The 20,268-nt window shown below is 56.0% G+C and carries 14 protein-coding genes; 12 read left to right on the forward strand and 2 right to left on the reverse strand.

The annotated features are described in order from the left end of the window. Positions 1–220: 220 nt before the first annotated feature. The gene (locus J2I47_RS21225) at positions 221–1,717 is read left to right on the forward strand and encodes a capsule assembly Wzi family protein (RefSeq protein WP_207366624.1); all 1,497 of its coding nucleotides are present in this window, start codon (positions 221–223) and stop codon (positions 1,715–1,717) included. Between the two features lie 9 nt (positions 1,718–1,726). Here the strand turns inward: J2I47_RS21225 and J2I47_RS21230 are convergent, their stop codons facing one another. After that, positions 1,727–3,400: a glycoside hydrolase family 5 protein gene (locus J2I47_RS21230; RefSeq protein ID WP_207366625.1), complete on the reverse strand. Its 1,674-nt coding sequence runs from the start codon at positions 3,398–3,400 to the stop codon at positions 1,727–1,729. 280 nt (positions 3,401–3,680) lie between these two features. On the opposite strand from J2I47_RS21230, the gene J2I47_RS21235 reads away from it, so the two are divergent. From J2I47_RS21235 to J2I47_RS21275, 9 genes are all read left to right on the forward strand, one after another. Then, entirely contained in the window at positions 3,681–4,541 is an 861-nt protein-coding gene (locus J2I47_RS21235) for a hypothetical protein (protein WP_207366626.1), read from the forward strand. 115 nt (positions 4,542–4,656) lie between these two features. Further along, entirely contained in the window at positions 4,657–5,277 is a 621-nt protein-coding gene (locus J2I47_RS21240; protein ID WP_207366627.1) for an FHA domain-containing protein, read from the forward strand. A 97-nt stretch (positions 5,278–5,374) separates the two neighbouring features. Beyond that, on the forward strand, positions 5,375–6,166 hold the full coding sequence (locus J2I47_RS21245) for an FHA domain-containing protein (RefSeq protein ID WP_207366628.1): 792 nt from the start codon (positions 5,375–5,377) through the stop codon (positions 6,164–6,166). Between the two features lie 96 nt (positions 6,167–6,262). Then, entirely contained in the window at positions 6,263–6,913 is a 651-nt protein-coding gene (locus J2I47_RS21250) for an NAD(P)-dependent oxidoreductase (RefSeq protein WP_207366629.1), read from the forward strand. A gap of 438 nt (positions 6,914–7,351) precedes the next feature. After that, the gene (gene gltB, locus J2I47_RS21255) at positions 7,352–11,953 is read left to right on the forward strand and encodes a glutamate synthase large subunit (protein ID WP_207366630.1); all 4,602 of its coding nucleotides are present in this window, start codon (positions 7,352–7,354) and stop codon (positions 11,951–11,953) included. Between the two features lie 147 nt (positions 11,954–12,100). After that, on the forward strand, positions 12,101–13,591 hold the full coding sequence (locus J2I47_RS21260; RefSeq protein WP_207366631.1) for a glutamate synthase subunit beta: 1,491 nt from the start codon (positions 12,101–12,103) through the stop codon (positions 13,589–13,591). A gap of 175 nt (positions 13,592–13,766) precedes the next feature. Beyond that, entirely contained in the window at positions 13,767–14,507 is a 741-nt protein-coding gene (locus J2I47_RS21265; RefSeq protein WP_207366632.1) for a hypothetical protein, read from the forward strand. A 282-nt stretch (positions 14,508–14,789) separates the two neighbouring features. Continuing rightward, complete coding sequence (locus tag J2I47_RS21270; protein ID WP_207366633.1) at positions 14,790–15,983, forward strand: MFS transporter; 1,194 nt, start codon at positions 14,790–14,792, stop codon at positions 15,981–15,983. Positions 15,984–16,411: 428 nt separating this feature from the next. Further along, positions 16,412–17,056 carry an NAD(P)-dependent oxidoreductase gene (locus tag J2I47_RS21275; protein ID WP_207366634.1) on the forward strand — a complete coding sequence of 215 codons (645 nt, stop codon included), beginning with the start codon at positions 16,412–16,414 and terminating at the stop codon, positions 17,054–17,056. Between the two features lie 79 nt (positions 17,057–17,135). Here J2I47_RS21275 and J2I47_RS21280 read toward each other — a convergent pair whose 3' ends face one another. After that, positions 17,136–18,005, reverse strand: coding sequence for an SDR family oxidoreductase (locus J2I47_RS21280; protein ID WP_207366635.1), 870 nt, complete (start codon positions 18,003–18,005; stop codon positions 17,136–17,138). A 215-nt stretch (positions 18,006–18,220) separates the two neighbouring features. Here J2I47_RS21280 and J2I47_RS21285 point away from each other — a divergent pair, with 215 nt between their 5' ends. Next, positions 18,221–19,714, forward strand: a complete 1,494-nt coding sequence (locus tag J2I47_RS21285; protein ID WP_207366636.1) for a helix-turn-helix domain-containing protein — start codon at positions 18,221–18,223, stop codon at positions 19,712–19,714. Next, positions 19,711–20,244: a GNAT family N-acetyltransferase gene (locus tag J2I47_RS21290; protein ID WP_207366637.1), complete on the forward strand. Its 534-nt coding sequence runs from the start codon at positions 19,711–19,713 to the stop codon at positions 20,242–20,244. Before J2I47_RS21285 ends, J2I47_RS21290 begins: the two co-directional genes overlap by 4 nt. Positions 20,245–20,268: the final 24 nt, after the last annotated feature.

Raw genomic sequence — 20,268 nt, forward strand, 5'->3', positions numbered from 1 at the left:
GTTGTGTTGATTAGGTTAACTACGGGGGTTAAAATTAATACTCAATTAACAGACTCTCTGTTTATCTAGAATTAATTACACCTGTTCTTATCTTAATCTATAAAGTATGCCTTACCCACTTTTCAGATCATGGCTGATTTATGGGCCGTATTGTCAATTTTGGGCCTTACGCATCCTTTTGTCTTTCCTTTTGCGTAAGTAGGGTATCGCAATGCCCCATATGCCAAAACAACTACGCTACGCCAGCCTGCTGGTCTGTTCCCTGATCGCACCATCGGCGTTTTCTCAATCTTCTGACGGTCAGCTACATGCTACTGCCGAAGTGGGTGCTTATGGCTCCACCTCCGACCGTACGCCGTTCTGGCAACGCACCAATTCCTGGGGTACGGCCCCGCTGTCGACGCCGGCAGCCACCCTCAGGGCGGGCATTTTTCGGGACTACACACCCACCGATACCCTCCATCCGCGCCGCCGGTTTGGCTGGGGGTTTGGGCTGGAGGCGGTGGGCAACCTGAACCAGGATCAGGCCCGGTTTGGCCAGCAACAGGTGCTCCTGCCCGAAGCCTACGCCAAGGTCCGGTTTGGTCAGCTGGAGCTTTGGGCTGGCCGACGGCGGCAGATCCTGGGCCTGGTCGATACACTGCTATCGTCGGGGTCCTACTCGGTGTCTGACAATGCGCTCCCCATGCCGCAGGTGCAGCTTGCCATTCCCAACTACGTGCCCATTGGTTTTTTGGGGAAAGCCGTCGCGTTCAAAGGCCAGCTGGCGCATATCTGGTTTAACGTGCCCTACGTGCAAAACGCGTATGTGCATCAGAAAACCCTGTTCCTGCGTTTTGGCAGGCCACAATCACCGCTGCACGGGGTGCTGGGCATCAACCACATGGTGCAGTGGGGCGGCTACGCGCCGTATCTGGTGGGCACACCCTATGCCATCAATGGTTACCTGACCAGCGATTTCGGCGACTTCTTCAGAAGCGTGTTTCTCGGCTTCATTCCCAATGACTGGGACAACAGCCGGTTCACCAGTTTCGACGGGGCCAACCGCGTGGGGAACCACGTGGGCAGTATCGACCTGGGTTTTACGCTGAAACGGCCCAGGGCCAACTGGCTGCTGTACCTGCAACATCCCTACGACGATGCCAGCGGCCTGATTTTTCAGAATGCCCCGGATGGCTTGTACGGGTTGCGCTGGCAACGGGCAAAGCCAGTCGCCACGGCCGGTCGGTTCTGGATATGGCAGCGCGTACTGGGCGAGTTTCTGTCGACAATGAACCAGTCGGGCAGCGAATTCAACGTGCCGGGGCAGTACTATAAGGGCGACGACAATTACTACAACCACGGCCAGTACATTGAGGGGTATTCGTACTTCCGGCGCACTATTGGCACCCCCTTTATTATGCCCGCCCGTGACATAGCCCTGCCCAATGCCCCGCTCTTTTACCCAAATAACCGGGTTACAGCTTTCTACGGTGCTTTCGAGGCCCTGGCAGGTGGGCGGGCCACGGTGCAGGGGCGGTTTTCATACAGCCGGAACTACGGCCTGTTTACCTACCCATACAGCAGCCCGGTTGGTCAGTTTTCGGCCATGCTTCAGGCCAGGGTCCCCCTGCCCCGGCTTGGTAACACCAGCCTGTCGGCCAGCGTCGCGCTTGACCAGGGCAACCTGCTCACCAACGCCGTGGGTGGGTATCTGGGCATTCGCAAGATGTGGTAAACAGGGCCGTTATTTACCAAACTTCTGCCTGAAAAGGTCAATCAGCGCTGTATTGGCGTTGGCCGGGTCGGGCAGGCTGTTATAGCCGAAATACCAGCCAAACGAATCTTCATGGTAGGCGTGGTAAGTCGTGTGGAAGCCAAACTCCCGGTTCAGGTCAATCATATCGGCGGTCCAGGCCAGTCCGCCCCGGCCGTCGTTGAAGCAGGGTGCTCCGGCTCCGTATTCGCCCAGGTAGATCGGTACGTTGTTTTTCCTGCCCCAGTCGGCATAGAACGCCAGCGACTGACGCAGGTATTCTTTGTTGCGGGCCAGAATAGGCTGTTGGGTAGTCTGAAAATCAATGCGCAACCGAACGGTGGCCGTGGCCGGAATACCCTCGCCTTTCATCCAGCCGCTGATTTGGTAACTGTAGCCGGGGCGGATCAAAAACGGCTGGCTGCCATTGCCGTTGTTGGCGTCGTCGGTGGTTTGGGTGATTTGCAGGGCCTTACCCGTTTGCCCGGCGTCGATGGTGGTGGCGGTGCCCGTGTTGGCTTTACTCCAGAAATACCAGCCATTGTTGCTGCTCATGTCGGCGGTAAGCACAGTGCGCGCCAGTGAGCCGTCGGGGGCATATTCGCGCACCACCAGTTCATCAAAATACGCCTTGCCCGCGCCCAGCGCCGACGCCTGACAAACAGCCTGGCCCAGCTTCATTTTCGGGTCATTGGCCGTAAATTTCACGCCTTCGTAATAGGTCCAGCCGGAGGTGCCGGCAGGCAGGGCGGGGTTGGAGAAGACGGCCGAGTACCAGGTAGCATCGCCCGGAACGGATAGTTTGGTCTCGTCGGGATACCGCTCAAAATCGGTGGGCGAACGGCCCGCCCAACTAAACGTCTGGTGGGTAAACTCGAAGGGGTCGTAGGTATGAAACTGGTACATCACGTTGGCGTCGTTGACCAGAAACAGGTTGTGTTCACCGTTGTAATCTTTCCAGTTGCCAGCCACGGCGTTGAGCCGCTCCACCACCACCAGATGCCCCTTGTCGACCTCCCGAATGGCCGTTGTGAGGCGCTGAGCCAGGTTTTTCCACTGGTCAATGGATTGGGTGGTTACGGGTTCGTTGACCAGATCGAACCCGGCAATGGCTGGCTCGGTTCGGTAACGACGGGCAATTTCGCGCCAGAGTCTGGTGAGGCGGTTCTGGTTTTCCACCACGTCCCACAAAGCCCCACCCTTCCCCTGCGACTGGTAGCCACCCTGCGGCACGTGCATGTTGAGGATAAGGTAGACGCCGTATTTTTTGGCCCAGGCTATGTTCTGATTCAGCCAATCCCAACCGGTTTGTTTGTACACGTAGGGCTGACTGTCTTCTTCAAAATAGCGGTAGTTCAGGTAGAACCGTACGCAGTTGAGGCCGCTCTGCTGAAGGCGCGCAAAGTCCTGCTCATTGTGGTGTAGCGTGGGAGGAACGGGGCTGTTGTCCCACACCCAGTTGCCAAAGGCCACGCCGTTAAGCTGGATAGGCTGCCCGTTGACCACCAGTCCGCGCCCCTCGCGACGAACAAGGGTGGCCAGGCGTGCCCCGCTGAGCGTATCGGAGTCTGACTGACCAGGGTTACTGGCCACGTCATCGGTAGGTTTCCGGCAGGCACCCGTTACGAGGGCCACCAGGCTTATTATGAACAGGATAGCTTTCATGGTATAGCGGATCAGACAAAACTAACATGTGTATATAGTTGATACGAACGTGCAGGCATATTATTGGTTTGTGGGCACATTCTTGGTGGGTACGGTACACTAAACGGGCAGCCTGAGGTGTTGCACTGACCTACCGTATTTTTCAGATCTGCAAAATACGGTAGGCCGATAGGCATACGTTGTTATATCGGAGTTATTCATTAGTTTAGTAGACTTATCACTTATACCGTGCGGGCTAGTCTGTTTTCAGCCTGTTTGACTCGTTTAAACGCTCATATCCATGTACGAAAACAACCCCAACAGTGCCGAATATCCAGAAGTGACGCCCGATCCGTCAACTATTGAGCAACCGGCAGACCAGAAGCGAGCCGTTGCCACTGCCACCGCCGGTACGGTTGTGCTGGGGGCAGCCGCCTATGGGTTAAGTATGCTCGATGAGGGCGACAGCGAACCTGTTGAAGACAATTCCTCCGCGCAGGCCGCGGCAGCAGCCGCCGACGCGCGGGCCCAGGCATCGGCCCTGCCGCTGGTAACGCCGGTGGGTGACAACAACCTGAACACGTCGCTGGATGATCTGGACAGCCTCACGTTCGACGAAGCCTTTGCGGCTGCCCGGCATCAGCTTGGCGCCGGACATCATTTTACCTGGCATAACGGCCTCTACAACACCTACTACGAGCCAGAACTGGATGGCCTCAGCCGGGCCGACAGGCTGGCGTTTCTGGCCACGTTACCCAACATGGGCGGGGTCAAAACACCCGACAGCACGCCGGATGATGCCCCCCGGATGGCTGCTCATAAAGGAGTACACCATAGCCACAAGGCGGCCGAAGCGCCGCATGAGGTGGTGGCCGAGCAGGAACCTGCAGAGCCAAAAACTACGCCAGAGCCCACGCTGACGGTGGTACCCATGGCCGCTACTGCCCCTACGCTGGTGCCGCTGGCCCACACGCCCGATCAGCTACCCGCGCCCGAATCGACGCCGCAGCCCGTGCACCACGACGACTTCGCCGCCAACCATAACGGCACTATCGACGGTACGCCCATCGAATCGGTGGATATGCACGAGCAGGTGGCGCATGATGCCAACCACTATACCGATGGTGATCCGCTGGCCGATGCCCATCATTTTGGACACTGAGTAATAGCGTCTAACGTTTAAGGTCCAACCGCTGAAGTTCACTTACGCACTAACACGCTTGCGTCAGTCAGCTTCAGCGGTTGGACCTTACCCATTGACCTGTAACCTATCTGCCATGCAAGCAACCGAAAACGCCAAGTACATCACCATTGGACGGGGGAAAACAAACCATATTGTGGTGCCGACGCTCTCCGTTACCGATCTGCACGCGCGGGTGACGAAGGTGGGTAACGAATACTGGCTGGAAGATAACAACAGTTCCAATGGTACCTACGTCAACGAGTTTCGGATTCTGAAACGACGCCTTCAACCCGACGATCAGGTGCGGATTGGTAACCAGCCGATCACCTACCGCCGGTTGATTAAGGCGTTCTCACGCAACCCAGATGATTACACCCGCGAATTTGCCGAGTTGGAGGGCGTCTGGAATGAATACGTAGCCCTGAAGGCGCAACTGGAAAACCGGGGCATTTCCGATCAGATTGCGGACCTGGCCGTGGGTGTCCCGCTCATAGGCTTGGCACTGGGCCGGTTGGTAGGTGCCGAGCGCAGTGCCCGTAAACGCCGCGAACTGGCCGACCTGGAAGCGCACATGACCCAGGTATATGCCTGCCCCAAATGCGGCACGCCCTTTCCCCTCACCCGCGACTCGAGTTATCAGATGCTCATGCAACGGTCGATTAACCAGAAACAGGGCCATTGCCTGGCCGGTTGTGGAGCTATCTGGACAATATAGATACTGGATCTTGGGCGTTGGATGCTGGACGTCTGAAGCCAAAAACTGACTATCTGATGTCCAATATTTAGCATCTGCTATCCACTCGTTCACCACCATGGGAATTTATAAATTCAGCTGCCCCGATTGCCTTAAACAGTTCGACGTCGACAGCGATATCAACTGGCAGGCCGACCAGAAAGCGTCGGTGAATTGCCTGTCGGGTAAGCAGCCGAAGTGTACCGTTGTGTGTCTGGGATTATCGGAGGCACTTCAGCAGTCCATTGCGGAAGTGCCTCCCCCTGCCGACCCGCGCACCACGGCACCACCAGCCACACCGCCTGCCGCCAGCACCGCCCCACCGAAGCAGGACACACCCCCCAAAGCCACTACCCCGCCCCCCCCTCCTTCGTCTACTCCCACCATTCAGCTTGAGGAGCCAGACATGCCCACCAGGCGCGTAGCGTATCTGGAAATGCAGAGCATGGATGGGGGCATTCTACGACTGGCCATTGGCGAAGGGATGGTGCAGACCTACGGTCGCAAGTCGGACTTTGACCTGAGCGATCACCCAATTCAAACCGACGACAAAAAGATGAGCCGGCTGCACTTTCAGATCGAAACGCGGCTGCACAACCGTCAGCCGTCCTACATTATTTCGGACCTGGGCAGCGTTCACGGTACCCGCCTCTCGCGGCAGGGCATGAACGGAGTGAGCAACATTCAACTCTACGCTGAAAAAGATAACAAGCAGGCCTTGGACGGCATTTGCCTCGAACCCAACGACCTCATCATGGCGGGAAGCACCATCCTGCGTTTCACCATCGATAGTGTGGCTAAATCGACGTTCTCCATGAACGATACGCCCGACCAGGCCAACTACGACCCTAACCGGACAACCGTATTTTAGAATACGCCGCTGGCTGCCGGTAATAAAAACAAAGAAGATTGGTAGACAAAAGAACGCAAATCTTGTTTGTATGTACAAACACAATCTATCTATTCTATGGCAACTATTGCTGTCTTTGGCGGTACAGGGCGCACCGGCATTCATTTTGTCAGGCAGGCGCTTGATGCCGGACACTCCATTCAGGCATTGGTGCGAAATCCCACCAAGATGCCCATGGCTCACCCCCAGCTTAAGCTCATAAAAGGCGACGCGCTTAACCCGGCAGACGTTGACAGAACGATCAGGGGCAGCAACGGCGTGGTGAGTCTACTGGGGCAGGATAAAGCCAGTCAGCCCGATCTGCAAACCCGGGCTACTCAGTTGATCATCCACAGTTTAAAGCAGCATAACCTTCGTCGGCTTATTAGCCTGACGGGCGGCGGAGTACGCGACCAGGCGCATGACAAGCCCGGCTTTGTGGATAACCTGATCGTTTTTATCATGAAAAACGTGGCCGGTGCCGGTGCACGCAATGCCCTTATGGATGGCATCAGCCATGCAGAGCTTATTCGTCAAAGTGGCCTCGACTGGACCATTGTGCGTGGGCCTATGCTCACCGATGAACCCACCAAAGGCATTTATCAGGTAGGGTATGTCGGTACGGTTAAGGGCATCAAACTAACCCGCGCTGATCTGGCTGCTTTTATTCTAAAGGAATGGGAAACGGGCCAATGGAAGGGTAAATTCCCGTTTGTGACCAATGGATAATCAATAAACTGTCGCTGACCTGCTGTTAGCAGGTCAGCGACAGTAGCTTTTATAAAATTCGTTAAACTACTAATTTATACATATAACACATATTGCAGTAACCACCGTCTATTTTTAGTAAAGCGTCAACAAATGTATCCATCTGTTACAAATACGGCAATCGCCGGCCCTTATCCTTATGTACTATTCATTTTCCATGAACTTTTATAATCGTAGCAATATGTGCCCTTTTAACGAATGAAATTTGGGCAAACCTTCTTTTCTCCATACAAAACACCTATTATATTGCATAGCCTTCATCATTATCACTCGTTAGTCAACCTGTTCAGAGCGTCTCTGCGACTAATGTAGCTGACCCGTTCCTTGTCAATGTCGTCATCCAGCGTGGGCTGATCCATCTATTCGGATACGCCAACCTGCTAACCCGTTCAACTGTTCATGTCTGATCAAGTCGACCAACCCAGCGACCCGTTTTCTGCTACGCAGGCGGGCCTGTATCATCCCGAATTTGAACACGATAACTGTGGCATTGGCTTTGTTGCCCACATCAAGGGCCGTAAGTCGCACACCATCGTGGCCAATGCGCTGTCGATGCTGCGGCGGATGGAACACCGGGGTGCGGTAGGTGCCGAAGGCAATTCGGGCGACGGAGCCGGTCTGCTGATTCAGTTACCACACGAATTCTTCGTGGACGAATGCCGCAAACTGGGTGTTCACCTGCCCGCCGCCGGTCAGTATGGCGTGGGCATGGTCTATTTCCCGAAAGATGTGTGGCTGCGCGAAGAGTGCCGCGCCGTGCTGAACCGGAAAATGAAGAAGCTGGGCCTCGAACTGCTCTGCTACCGTGTGGTACCGGTCAACAACAGCGACCTGGGCGAGACCTCACGCTCGGCAGAGCCACAGATGGAGCAACTCTTCGTCCGGCGTCCCGCAACGGTGTTAACCACCGACGATTTCGAGCGAAAACTATACATTCTGCGCAACGTCAGCACCCGCATGGTCAACGAGACTGTGGCGGGCGTGGAGAACTTTTATTTCTCGTCGCTGTCGTGCCGTACCATCACCTACAAGGGCCAACTGACTACCGAACAACTCGAGCCATATTTCCCTGACCTGGAAAACGACGCTGTTGTATCGGCCCTGGGCGTGGTGCATTCGCGGTTCTCGACAAATACGTTTCCCTCGTGGAAACTGGCACAGCCATTCCGCTACATTGCCCATAATGGTGAAATCAACACCGTGAAAGGCAACGTAAACTGGATGAAGGCTGCCGAAGCACTGCTGGAGTCGAGTCAGTTTACCCGCGAAGAGATGGACATGCTCCTGCCCATCTGCGACCATAGTCAGTCTGATTCGGCCAACCTTGACAATGCCATTGAGTTGCTGGTGATGAGCGGCCGGTCGTTGCCGCACGTGATGATGATGCTCATTCCCGAAGCCTGGGACGGCAACGCCGACATGGACCCTGAGCGTCACGCATTCTACGAATACCACGCCGCCCTGATTGAACCCTGGGATGGCCCCGCCTCCATTTCGTTTACCGACGGCCGCATCGTGGGGGCCACCCTCGACCGTAACGGCCTGCGTCCTTCGCGTTTTTGGGTCACCAATGACGACGTGGTAATTATGGCTTCCGAAGCCGGGGTGATCGACGTGGACCAGGCCAACGTGGTGAGCAAAGGGCGGTTGCAGCCGGGCAAAATGTTTGTTGTCGACATGGAGCAGGGCCGCATCATCGCCGACGAAGAAATCAAGCATACCATCTGTTCAGCGCAGCCCTATCAGCAGTGGCTGGATGAGAACAAGGTGAAGATTGCCGACCTCACCGCTCCCGCCCGAACCTACAGCCGTTACGACGAAAACACGCTCCTGAAACTGCAACAGGCCTTTGGCTTCACCTCCGAAGACCTCCGCATGATACTGGCTCCGATGGTCGAGACCGGCAAAGAAGCCCTCGGCTCGATGGGTACCGACGTGCCACTGGCTATCTTATCGGAGCAGAGTCAGCACCTGAGCCACTACTTCAAACAGCTTTTTGCCCAGGTCACCAACCCGCCTATCGACTCGATCCGGGAGCGGGCCATCATGTCGCTGATCTCATTCGTGGGAGCCACCAGCAACCTGCTGTCTGAGTCACCCGAACACTGCCGGCAGGTGGAACTGGATCAGCCGGTGTTGACCATCCAGGAATTCGACAAGCTGCGGTTCATCGACCGCCGTAAGTTTCAGGCCAAGACCATCAACACCCTGTTTCTGGCCGACGGCAAGGGCGAATCGCTCGAACGGGCGCTGGATCGGGTATGCCGCTACGCCAAAGACGCCATTGAAGACGGCTACACCATCGTGATCCTCTCCGATCGCGCCATCGACTCCTGCCACGCGCCCATTCCGTCCTTGCTGGCTACGTCGGCGGTGCATCACTACCTGATCCGGGAAGGCCTGCGGGGTAAGGTGGGTATTCTGGTAGAGGCGGGCGACGTCTGGGAAACGCACCACGTAACTACGTTGATTGGTTACGGTGCCTCGGCGGTGAACCCCTACATGGCGTTTGAAACGATTGCCAGTTTAAAGGAGAAGAACCAGCTACAGGTTGAGTATGACGTTGATAAGCTGAACAAGAACTACATCAAGGCGGTCAACGGCGAGTTGCTGAAGATTTTCTCGAAGATGGGCATCTCGACCTTGCAGTCGTATCAGGGTTCCATGATTTTCGAGTGCCTTGGGCTTAACAAATCGGTGGTTGACCGCTATTTCACGGGCACAGTGTCACGCATTGGGGGCATGGGTCTTGCCGAAATTGCCCGCGAGGTGCTGGTGCGGCACCACACGGCCTTCCCGCCGGTGCCTTCGGTGGCGACGCGGCGGCTCGAAGTAGGTGGTATCTACCAGTGGAAACAGCGCGGCGAACGGCATATTTTCAACCCCGACACCATCCACCTGCTGCAGCAGTCGACACAAAAAGGTGATTATAAACTGTTCAAAAAATACAGCCAACTCATTGACGATCAAACCAAAAATGCACTTACCCTGCGTGGCTTACTAACATTCAAGAAAGCCACACCGGTGCCTATCGAAGAGGTTGAACCAGTCGAGGCGATCTTTAAACGGTTTGCCACGGGAGCCATGTCGTTTGGGTCTATTTCGTGGGAGGCGCATACCACGCTGGCCATTGCCATGAACCGCATTGGCGGCAAAAGCAACTCGGGCGAAGGCGGTGAGGACGAGCTTCGGTTCAGCCCGCTGCCCAACGGCGACAACATGAACTCGGCCATCAAGCAGGTGGCGTCGGGCCGGTTTGGGGTTACGAGCCACTACCTGAGCAACGCCCGCGAGTTGCAGATCAAAATGGCGCAGGGTGCCAAACCCGGCGAGGGTGGACAGCTGCCCGGCCACAAGGTCGACGACTGGATTGGCCGTACCCGCCACAGCACTCCCGGCGTGGGCCTGATTTCGCCCCCACCCCACCACGACATCTATTCTATTGAGGATTTAGCGCAGCTTATTTTCGACCTGAAAAACGCCAACCGGGCCGCCCGCATCAGCGTGAAGCTGGTGTCGGAAGCAGGCGTGGGCACCATTGCGGCAGGTGTTGCCAAAGCCCACGCCGACCATATCCTGGTGTCGGGCCACGACGGTGGCACGGGTGCATCGCCGCTGTCGAGTATTCGTCACGCGGGTCTCCCCTGGGAACTGGGTCTGGCCGAAACACACCAGACGCTGGTGAAAAACAAGCTCCGGGGCCGCGTCACGGTGCAGGCCGACGGGCAGATTCGTACCGGGCGTGACATTGCCATTGCGGCCATGCTGGGGGCCGAAGAATTTGGCGTGGCCACCGCCGCGCTGGTGGCCGCTGGCTGTATTATGATGCGCAAATGCCACCTGAACACCTGCCCGGTGGGCGTAGCCACGCAAAACAAGGAACTCCGCGCTCTGTTTACCGGCAAGCCCGAACACGTGGTGAATATGTTTACGTTCATGGCGCAGGAACTCCGCGAGATCATGGCTGAACTGGGTTTCCGCACGGTGGCTGAGATGATTGGTCAGGCGCAGTTGCTCGACATGCGGTCCGATATTACCAACTGGAAATACAAAACGCTGGACCTGTCGGCGCTGCTCTACCGCGAACCGGCTAACCTCGACGTGGCCCTGTACAAGCAGGAAGATCAGGATCACGGCATTGACCATATCCTTGATCGTCAACTAATTGAGGTGGCCCAACCCGCGCTGCAACACGGAGAATCAGTCTACGCTGAATTTCCGGTGCAGAACATCAACCGGGCTATTGGCACCATGCTGTCGAACGAGATATCGAAAAACTACGGTGGTCCCGGCCTGCCGACGAATACGATTCACATCAAATTCCGGGGTACGGCGGGCCAAAGTTTCGGCGCGTTCAATACCGCCGGGGTGCGTCTCGAACTGGAGGGCGATGCCAACGACTACTTCGGAAAAGGCCTCTGCGGTGCTGAACTGATTGTTTACCCCGATCGCACGGCTACGTTCAAGCCTGAAGAAAACAGCATTGTGGGCAATGTGTCATTCTACGGTGCCACCTCGGGCGAGGCTTACATCCGCGGCATGGCGGGCGAACGCTTTGCCGTGCGTAACTCCGGCGCGAAAGTGGTAGTGGAAGGTGTGGGCGACCACGGCCTCGAATACATGACGGGTGGCGTGGCGGTGGTGCTGGGCAAAACCGGTCGCAACTTCGCGGCGGGTATGAGTGGTGGGGTGGCCTATGTGTATGACGTCGACGGCACCTTCCCAACCCATGTCAACCGCGAAATGGTGAGTCTGGAACCGCTGAACGAGGAAGACCAGACGATCCTGCGCGATTTTGTAGAAAAGCACTTTCAGCACACCACCAGCAACGTAGCCCTGGCCCTGATGCAGGACTGGGACGCGCAACTGAGCAAGTTTGTGAAGGTGCTCCCCGCCGATTTCAAGGCCGCCCTCGCCAGCCGGGGCATCTCCCTCGCCGACCAGATCCGCGACAAAAGTGTTGTTTACCAAGACATTACGGTTGACGTGGTGCAGGGGTAGTTATAAAATAATTTTAGACAGGATTTGCAGGATGAACAGGATTGATTGATTTGATTGAATTTAAAGATCCTGTTCATCCTGCAAATCCTGAAATCCTGTCTAAAACCTTTTTTGATTCACTCATTAACTCTTTCGCTCTTTCACCAAATGGGCAAACCTACCGGATTTTTGGAATTTACCCGCGAACTGCCAAAGAAGCGCGACGCTGCCGAGCGGGTACACGACTACAAAGAAATTGAGCAGCCGTATTCTGAGGAGATCACCCAGAAACAGGCCGCCCGCTGTATGGACTGTGGTACGCCATTCTGCCATAGTGGCTGTCCGCTGGGTAACATCATCCCGGAGTTTAACGACGCCGTGTATGAGCAGAACTGGCAGTATGCCTGGGAGATCCTGTCGTCGACAAACAACTTTCCGGAGTTTACGGGGCGTATCTGCCCGGCTCCCTGCGAGTCGGCCTGCGTGTTGGGCATCAACAAGCCGCCCGTGGCGATTGAGTTTATCGAAAAATCGATTGCCGAAGTAGCTTTCGCCAATGGCTACGTGACGCCACAACCGCCCGTGAAACGCACCGGCAAAACCGTAGCCGTGGTAGGCTCCGGCCCCGCGGGCATGGCCGCCGCGACGCAGTTGAACAAGGCAGGCCACAGCGTGACGCTCTTTGAACGGGCCGATCAGATTGGTGGGCTGCTGCGCTACGGTATCCCCGATTTCAAGCTCGAAAAATGGACTATCGACCGTCGGCTGGCCGTGATGGAAGCCGAGGGCATTGTTTTCCGTACGGGGGTGAACGTAGGCGTCGACATCAAAGCCAAAGAACTGCTGGCCGATTTCGACCTCGTCATGCTTACGGGTGGGGCCACCGTTCCGCGCGATCTGCCTATTCCGGGGCGTGACCTCAAGGGTATTTACCCGGCGATGGAATTCCTGAGTCAGCAAAACAAACGCAACGCCAACCGACCCGTTACCGTCGACCACCGGGGCGTGGCCTATGCCAACGGCGACCTACTGGCAACGGGTAAACATGTGGTGGTAATTGGCGGCGGCGATACGGGTTCCGACTGCGTGGGCACCTCGAACCGGCACGGCGCTGCAAGCGTGACGCAGATTGAACTACTGCCAATGCCCCCCGTGGAACGCGCCGCCAGCACGCCCTGGCCGCATTGGCCCATGATGCTCCGCACCAGCACCAGCCACGAAGAAGGTTGCGACCGCCACTGGAGCATCAACACGAAAGCATTCATCGGCGATGAGAACGGCCATCTGAAAGCCCTGCGGCTGGTAGATCTGGAATGGAAAAGCGAAAACGGTCGGATGCAAATGGTCGAAATTCCCGGCACTGAACGCGACGTTCCCTGCGAACTGGCTCTGCTGGCGGCGGGTTTCCTGCACCCACAACACGAAGGCCTGCTTACCGACCTCGACCTGGAGCGCGACGAGCGGGGCAACGTGAAAACGATGAACTACCAGACCGTAACCAATCCCAACGTCTTTGCGGCGGGTGATATGCGTCGGGGACAGTCGCTGGTAGTGTGGGCTATTTCGGAAGGCCGTGAAGCTGCCCGCGCCGCCGACGAATACCTCATGGGCGAATCGTTCCTGGAAGCCAAAGCCGTGTCGATGCTGACTATAGCCTAAGACGAGTAAGGATACCGCCGTAAGCTAATAAACTACTTGTAACCAAGCCGCCCGTCTTCTGACTGGCGGCTTTTTTTAGTAGTATTGGTTAATGACACGGCGCTGCCTCTTTATTACAGCCATTGGGCTTTTTCCCCTGTTTTGGTCTTGCCAATCCGATGCTCCTACCCAGCAAATGACGGCCGACTGGCTGACTCCCCGTTATTCAGCCAGTACGTATCTGGTGACGGCAGTTGAGCCACTGCCCTACGTCGTCTCCTTAACGCAGCCGGAGCAACAACAGGCCGATTCGGTTATCGGGGCTATGGAGTTTAGTTTGTTTGCGTTTTCGCCAGACGGCACCTGTGACCTGATTCAGCGCAACAGGCTGTTAAAAAGCCGCTACAGCCTTCAGGAAAAGCAATTAATCACGCCCAGGCTATCATACCAGAACGTGCGGCAAACGGGAACCGGCTTCACCATGACCATTCCCGTTTCGGTCGATTCCGGAAGCATCGGACTGCGGTGCGCCTTGCATAAGATTGAATTCGGCCATGACAAGCAACGGCTGCTGGCGCTGGCAGAGGCGGTGTTTAGCCATCCTTCAGGCCCTGAAACAGACGATCAGATTCGGGTTCGGGTAAAGAACTGCCTGGCTTTTTATGCCCTTTATTTCAAGGCTATTTATGCCAATCAGCTCAACCGGTTCAAGCCGGCCGCTGTGGGCATGCCTATCCGCTTTTACAACGGTGCCCTGCGACTGGCCAATTTCGAAGAAAACAGGCCCTGGAAAGGCTTGTACGCCAACGAGGAGAATGCCAAAAAGGCGCATCGATGCTTCAGGAAGGCCATCAAATCAATACGCTATTACCCGGAAAAAGGTCATCTCATCCTCGAATACGCCGTTATTTTCAAGCAAATGAGCGATTTCCTGTAACTCAACCTTTCAACCCCATGCATGATTTATTACGCATTACCAGGTTTGAGCTATGGTAGCCGTTTATCCTGCTCGATGCCAATAATCGCCTCATCTGCGGCAAGCAAATAACGCTCAATACGGCGGGACCGAACAACTGGTCCATAAGCAATCTGGCTCCCCCGCCCGGCCAACGCGGCTACCGTGGTTATTGAGCCGCCGGGTGCCTGGCCGGAGGCTAACCGGACAAATAATCGGAAACAACTGGTGCGGCGGGCGGGGTAAGCGCCTTACTTTGCTCCCTTGGAAACAACGACTGCCCCCGCCCACCGAGCCCTCAGCAATGGTCATCTGCTCATCATAGTCCTTGCGCAATTTGCCGGCACGTCGCTTTGGTTTGCGGGCAACGCCGTACTACCTGATCTGGTCCGGACGCTGCCCGGCCTGACGGGCTGGATTACCTCGGCGGTGCAGGTTGGCTTTGTGTGCGGCACCTTGCTGTATGCCCTGCTGGCCATTCCCGACCGGTTCCCGGCTTCGCGTGTGTTTGTGGTCTCGGTGGCGCTGGCGGCGGTGGCCAACATAGCCTGGCTGCTGGGGCCGGTCAGGGCCGATAACATCCTGGCAAGCCGCTTTTTCACGGGCTTCTTTCTGGCGGGAGTGTATCCTGTAGGCATGAAAATCGCCGCCGACTGGTTCAGGCCGGTATTGGGCCGGGCTATGGGATTTCTAGTGGGCGCATTAGTTGTTGGTACGGCATTTCCGCACCTTGTCCGTGGGCTAGGCGCTACTCTCCCCTACCGTACTATACTGCTGTTCGTCAGTGCCTTATCCGTCATCGGTGGTTTGGTGTTGGCCCTTTTTATTCCGTCGAAACCCACTACTAAACAGCCCGGCGGGTTCCAGTTCACGCAGCTATCGGCGTTGTTCAGGCCATCAACTTATCGACCGGCCATGCTGGGTTATTTCGGGCACATGTGGGAATTGTACACCCTGTGGGCCTTTGCACCGATGCTGATTTCGCTCTATGCCACGCAGCACCCGCTGGCCCGGATAAACGTGTCGATCTGGTCATTTGGCACTATTGCGGCAGGGGCAGTTGGGTGCGTAGCGGGCGGATTTTGGGCCTTGCAGAGCGGTAGCCGCCACGTAGCCCGTACGTTCTTGGCCATTTCAGGAGCCTGCATCGCCCTTGTTCCCTGGCTGTTATCTCTCCCTCCGCTTTTGTTTGGGTTGTTTCTCTTTATCTGGGGCCTGACCGCAGCGGGCGACTCACCGCAGTTTTCAACGCTGGTGGCGAACGGGGCACCGGTAGCCACCAAAGGCAGCGTTATCACGCTCGTGGTCAGCATCGGCTTCCTGATCACCGTGCTTTCCATTCAAACCATGGCGTGGTTGACAGCTCACTATAGCCCGTCGGTCTGGTTATTTTACCTGCTCCTACCGGGACCGATGCTGGGTGTCTGGGCTGGTCGGAAAGACCACAGCAACGGGTAGGCAGTCATGAAAAGTCAATTACCTCCCGTACATTTGACTTATTCTACTCGGCTAATATATCGCCCCACGGTTCCTGCTTCTCACCTGCGGAAGCACTGACGCACTGCGCCTTGGAACCTATTTGAAGATCGATTCCGGTCTTTGACTTCTATTTATTTTTTGCTGTCTTGCTGGAGGTGGAGGTGGCTAGGGGCTAATGTGGCTGACACGCTCTAGGTTGCTGCCGCCTGGCCCTTCGACAAGCTCAGGGTGACAGGAAACTAGAATCAGCTCCTCGAATTGTTTCAAATGGGCTGTCACCCTGAGCTTGTCGAAGGGCCAGGCGGCAGCAACCTAGAGCACATAGCCACACTAGCCCCTGGCCACCTCCAGCACCAGCAAGACATGGAATCCATAATTAACCAATCGTTAATCAACCCATTACGTTAATGTCAATCTCCATAAAACCAACTGTCGCCGTATTGGGCGGGGCGGGCAAGGCTGGTCGTCCGCTGATCGAAGAAGCGTTGCGGCAGGGATATACCGTCCGGGCGTTGCTGCGTCACCCCAGCCAGTTTGAGCTTAGTCACAACCGACTCACCATCATTACCGGCGATGCACGGGACCCCCTGGCTATAAGACACGTAGTAAAAGGCAGTGCTGCTCTGGTCAGCACGCTGGGCAACCCCAGGGGCGAGAACACGCCTATACTGAGTCAGGTAACTGAGCAACTACTACCTGCGCTGAAAGCAGAAGGCATCAGTCGATACATAACCCTGACTAGTCTGTATGCGACGGAAGGAGAGCAAGCCGATGAAAAAACCCGGCTGTCGGCGGCGTTTATGCAGCAGCATTTTCCGGCTTTCATGGCCGACCGTGTTCGTGAATACCAACTGCTGCAAAACAGTGATCTGGACTGGACGTACGTGCGTATTCCCTACCTCGTGCAGTCTCCCGTGGTGGGTACCGTTCAAACACAGCTGGGGTATATGCCCGGAAGCCAGTTAGCGGTGGCCGACCTGGCAACATTTCTGCTAAAACAACTTGACAGTGAAGCGTTTATCAGGAAATCGCCCTTTGTAGCGAATACGTAAAAAAAGAAGTTGTCCGTACAGGGCTACGTCTGCGCAGACGTAGCCCTGTACGGACAACTTCATGGCTAACAACGTGTTCCTACGCGTTACCACCATTTACATCCAGCAGGCTGCCCGTGATGTAGGAACCATCGGTTGAGGCAAGCAGCACGTAGGCGGGGGCCAGTTCTTCGGGCTGACCGGGACGTTGCAGCGTTGTCTTGCTCGACGCTTTCACTACGCCTTCCGGACCCATGCCGGCGCCGGGCAAAAATGGCGTGTAGATCGGGCCGGGCAACACGGCGTTTACCCGGATCTTTTGTTCACCAAGCTGATTGGCCAACGACAGGGTAAATGCGTGAATAGCCCCTTTCGTAGAGGCGTAATCGACTAGCTGCGGTTCGCCTTTCTTTCCTACGATACTGCCTGTGTTGATGATTGAATCACCTTCGTGCAGGTGTGGCAGGGCGGCCTGCACCATGAAAAAATACCCCAGAATATTGGTATCGAACGTGCGCCGAAGCTGCTCTTCGGTGATGTCGGCAATCTTTTGCTGAATATGCTGATACGCCGCGTTATTCACCAGGATATTCAGCTTACCAAATTCATTAACTGTCTGGTCTACAGCCTCCTGACACTTCGCCTTACTCCGTACATCCGACGGCAGCAACAGGCATTTCGTACCAAACTGTTCGGCCAGCCGCTTCGTTTCCCGGGCGTCTTCTTCCTCAGCATCGAGGTAAACGATGGCTACGTTGGCTCCTTCTTTGGCAAACGCCACCGCCACCGCCCGACCAATGCCGCTGTCGCCACCGGTGATCAGGGCCACTTTACCAGCCAGCTTTCCCGCAGCTTTGTAATTCGACAAATCACTGTTGGGTTCGGGCGTCATTTTGGCCTGAATAGCCGGAAATTCCTGAACGTCACTTTTAAGCTCCTCGGCCTGCGGATAATTTTCTTGTTGTTCCATAGCATTAAACAATTGTTGGCTGGTCATACGGCGGTCAAAGGTGCCGCAACCCCATCCTATATAGTCGTGATGAACGTTTTTGTTCAACGAATAGGAGGAAACGGCCTAACAACGGTTACAGTCATAGCGTGTAGGGCTTTGGGGCGCAACAGCACCCACCCTGCAACTACTAAACCGGCGCACTGCTATCTTTAGGGTAATTTAAACGTACCCGCGTGACACACCCCACCGATCACATTCGCCTGCTGTTTGGGCTGAAACTTCGTCAACTTCGCCTGGAGAAAGGCCTTTCTGTGAGTGAACTGGCCGGGCGGTCGGGCATGGCGATTTCCTATATATCTGAAATTGAAAAAGGCCGTAAATACCCCAAAGCGGACAAGATTTCGGGCTTGGCCAACGCCCTTAACGTAGACTATGACACGCTGGTGTCGCTGAAAGTCAACAAGAAACTGGCCCCCATCGCCGACCTGCTCCGCTCGAAGTTCCTGACCGAAATACCCCTTGAACTCTTCGGCATCGACCCGTCGGATCTGATCGAACTGCTGGCCGAAGCACCCGATAAAGTGAGCGCCATGATCCGCACGTTTATGGACATTGCGCTGAGCTACAACATGAGCGTGGAGCGGCTGTACCTCGCCATGTTGCGGTCGTATCAGGAGATTAACGACAACCATTTTGAGGATATCGAAGCCGATGCCGTGCGGTTCCTGGACGAGTTTGCCCCCGCCGGTCAACGCGTTGACGCCGGGCTATTGACCAACCTGCTCAAAACACGCTACGACGTGTCGCTGGTCCTATTCGACCCCATTCAGCAGCCGGATCTGGCCCAGCTACGCTCCGTCTATAAGCCCGAATCACGCACCCTACACCTGAACGTGAGTTTGTCGGAAGCGCAAAAAGCCTACATCCTGGCGCGTGAAGCCGGTTTTCATTTTCTGAACCTGAAAAACCGTCCCTTCACCTATGCCTATGTAGAAGCCGATTCGTTTGAGCAGATTCTGAACAATTTCAAGGCCTCCTACTTTGCCGGGGCGGTACTCATCCGCCGCGATGCCCTCGTGAACCGGCTCACCGAACTATTTGCCAGAGACACCTGGAGCAATGAGGCATTCCTGGACCTGATCGCCGATTTTGGGGCCACGCCCGAACGGTTTTTCTATCGCCTCAGCAATGTGCTGCCCCGCGATTTTGGCATCGACCAGCTGTTCTTCTACCGGATCAACAACACGCCCGGACAAACTATTTTTTCGCTGACCAAAGAGATGCATCTCTCGCGGCAGCAGGGTCCGCGCGGCATGGTCGACGAGCACTTCTGCCGCCGCTGGGTGGCGCTCACCATCTTGCAGGAGCTGGGTTTTCGGCAGGTACACAGCGATTTTGGCGGTTCACTTTGTCAGGCACAGCGGTCTACCTACGCCGACACGGGCAACGAATTTCTGATTATCTCGGTAGCCCACCCCCACCGGTCCGACAAAGTGAGCAATGCAGGGCAGAACATGAGCGTGTCGATGTGCTTTGCGGTGAATGATACGTTGCGGAGCAAGATGCGTTTTCTCAATAACCCCGACGCGGGCATTCCGAGCCGGACGGTAAATGAAGCCTGCGAACGCTGCGGTATCTTCGACTGCCGCGAGCGGGTGGCGCAACCCATCCTTTTGCAGAAAAAACGTCAGATTGATAGTATGAAAGCCGCCGTCGACCGCCTATGACACGCCTCCCCAACCTCACTTCGCTTACCCTCGACTCGGAACGGCTTCGGCTGCTGTCTATTTCCGACGCGTATATCGACGCTATTTTTACTGAGTTCACGCCCGACGTAGCGACGTACATGTACCCCCGACCAGCCGATCAACGGGCTGACAGCGAGGCGTTTGTTCATTGGGCAGAACGGGAAAACAAAGAAGGCAAGAGTCTGCACACGGTGATCACCCTCCGCGACACGGGTGAGTTTCTGGGCTGCGTGGGTCTGCACGATCTGCTGGCTCCGCGACCGGAGTTTGGCATCTGGGTGAAAGGGTCGGCCCACATGCACGGCTACGGACGCGAGGCCATCCGCACTCTGAAACGCTGGGCCGACGAACACCTGGCCTACGAATACCTCATCTACCCCGTCGATTCGCGCAATATATCGAGTCGCAAAATTCCCGAATCGCTGGGTGCCGCCATTATCAGCCAATTCGACGGCACCGGCGGCATGGGGCAGGAACTGACCTTGATTAAGTACCGAATTGAACGATAGGTAGTGGATATTAGACGTTGGATA

The sequence above is a fragment of the Fibrella rubiginis genome (assembly GCF_017353185.1).
Classification (GTDB): Bacteria; Bacteroidota; Bacteroidia; order Cytophagales; family Spirosomataceae; genus Fibrella; species Fibrella rubiginis.

Coding starts and splice junctions, on each gene's coding strand:
- J2I47_RS21225 (WP_207366624.1), top strand. CDS start 221: ATGCCAAAACAACTACGCTACGCCAGCCTGCTGGTCTGTTCCCTGATC.
- J2I47_RS21230 (WP_207366625.1), bottom strand. CDS start 3,400: ATGAAAGCTATCCTGTTCATAATAAGCCTGGTGGCCCTCGTAACGGGT.
- J2I47_RS21235 (WP_207366626.1), top strand. CDS start 3,681: ATGTACGAAAACAACCCCAACAGTGCCGAATATCCAGAAGTGACGCCC.
- J2I47_RS21240 (WP_207366627.1), top strand. CDS start 4,657: ATGCAAGCAACCGAAAACGCCAAGTACATCACCATTGGACGGGGGAAA.
- J2I47_RS21245 (WP_207366628.1), top strand. CDS start 5,375: ATGGGAATTTATAAATTCAGCTGCCCCGATTGCCTTAAACAGTTCGAC.
- J2I47_RS21250 (WP_207366629.1), top strand. CDS start 6,263: ATGGCAACTATTGCTGTCTTTGGCGGTACAGGGCGCACCGGCATTCAT.
- gltB (WP_207366630.1), top strand. CDS start 7,352: ATGTCTGATCAAGTCGACCAACCCAGCGACCCGTTTTCTGCTACGCAG.
- J2I47_RS21260 (WP_207366631.1), top strand. CDS start 12,101: ATGGGCAAACCTACCGGATTTTTGGAATTTACCCGCGAACTGCCAAAG.
- J2I47_RS21265 (WP_207366632.1), top strand. CDS start 13,767: ATGACGGCCGACTGGCTGACTCCCCGTTATTCAGCCAGTACGTATCTG.
- J2I47_RS21275 (WP_207366634.1), top strand. CDS start 16,412: ATGTCAATCTCCATAAAACCAACTGTCGCCGTATTGGGCGGGGCGGGC.
- J2I47_RS21280 (WP_207366635.1), bottom strand. CDS start 18,005: ATGGAACAACAAGAAAATTATCCGCAGGCCGAGGAGCTTAAAAGTGAC.
- J2I47_RS21290 (WP_207366637.1), top strand. CDS start 19,711: ATGACACGCCTCCCCAACCTCACTTCGCTTACCCTCGACTCGGAACGG.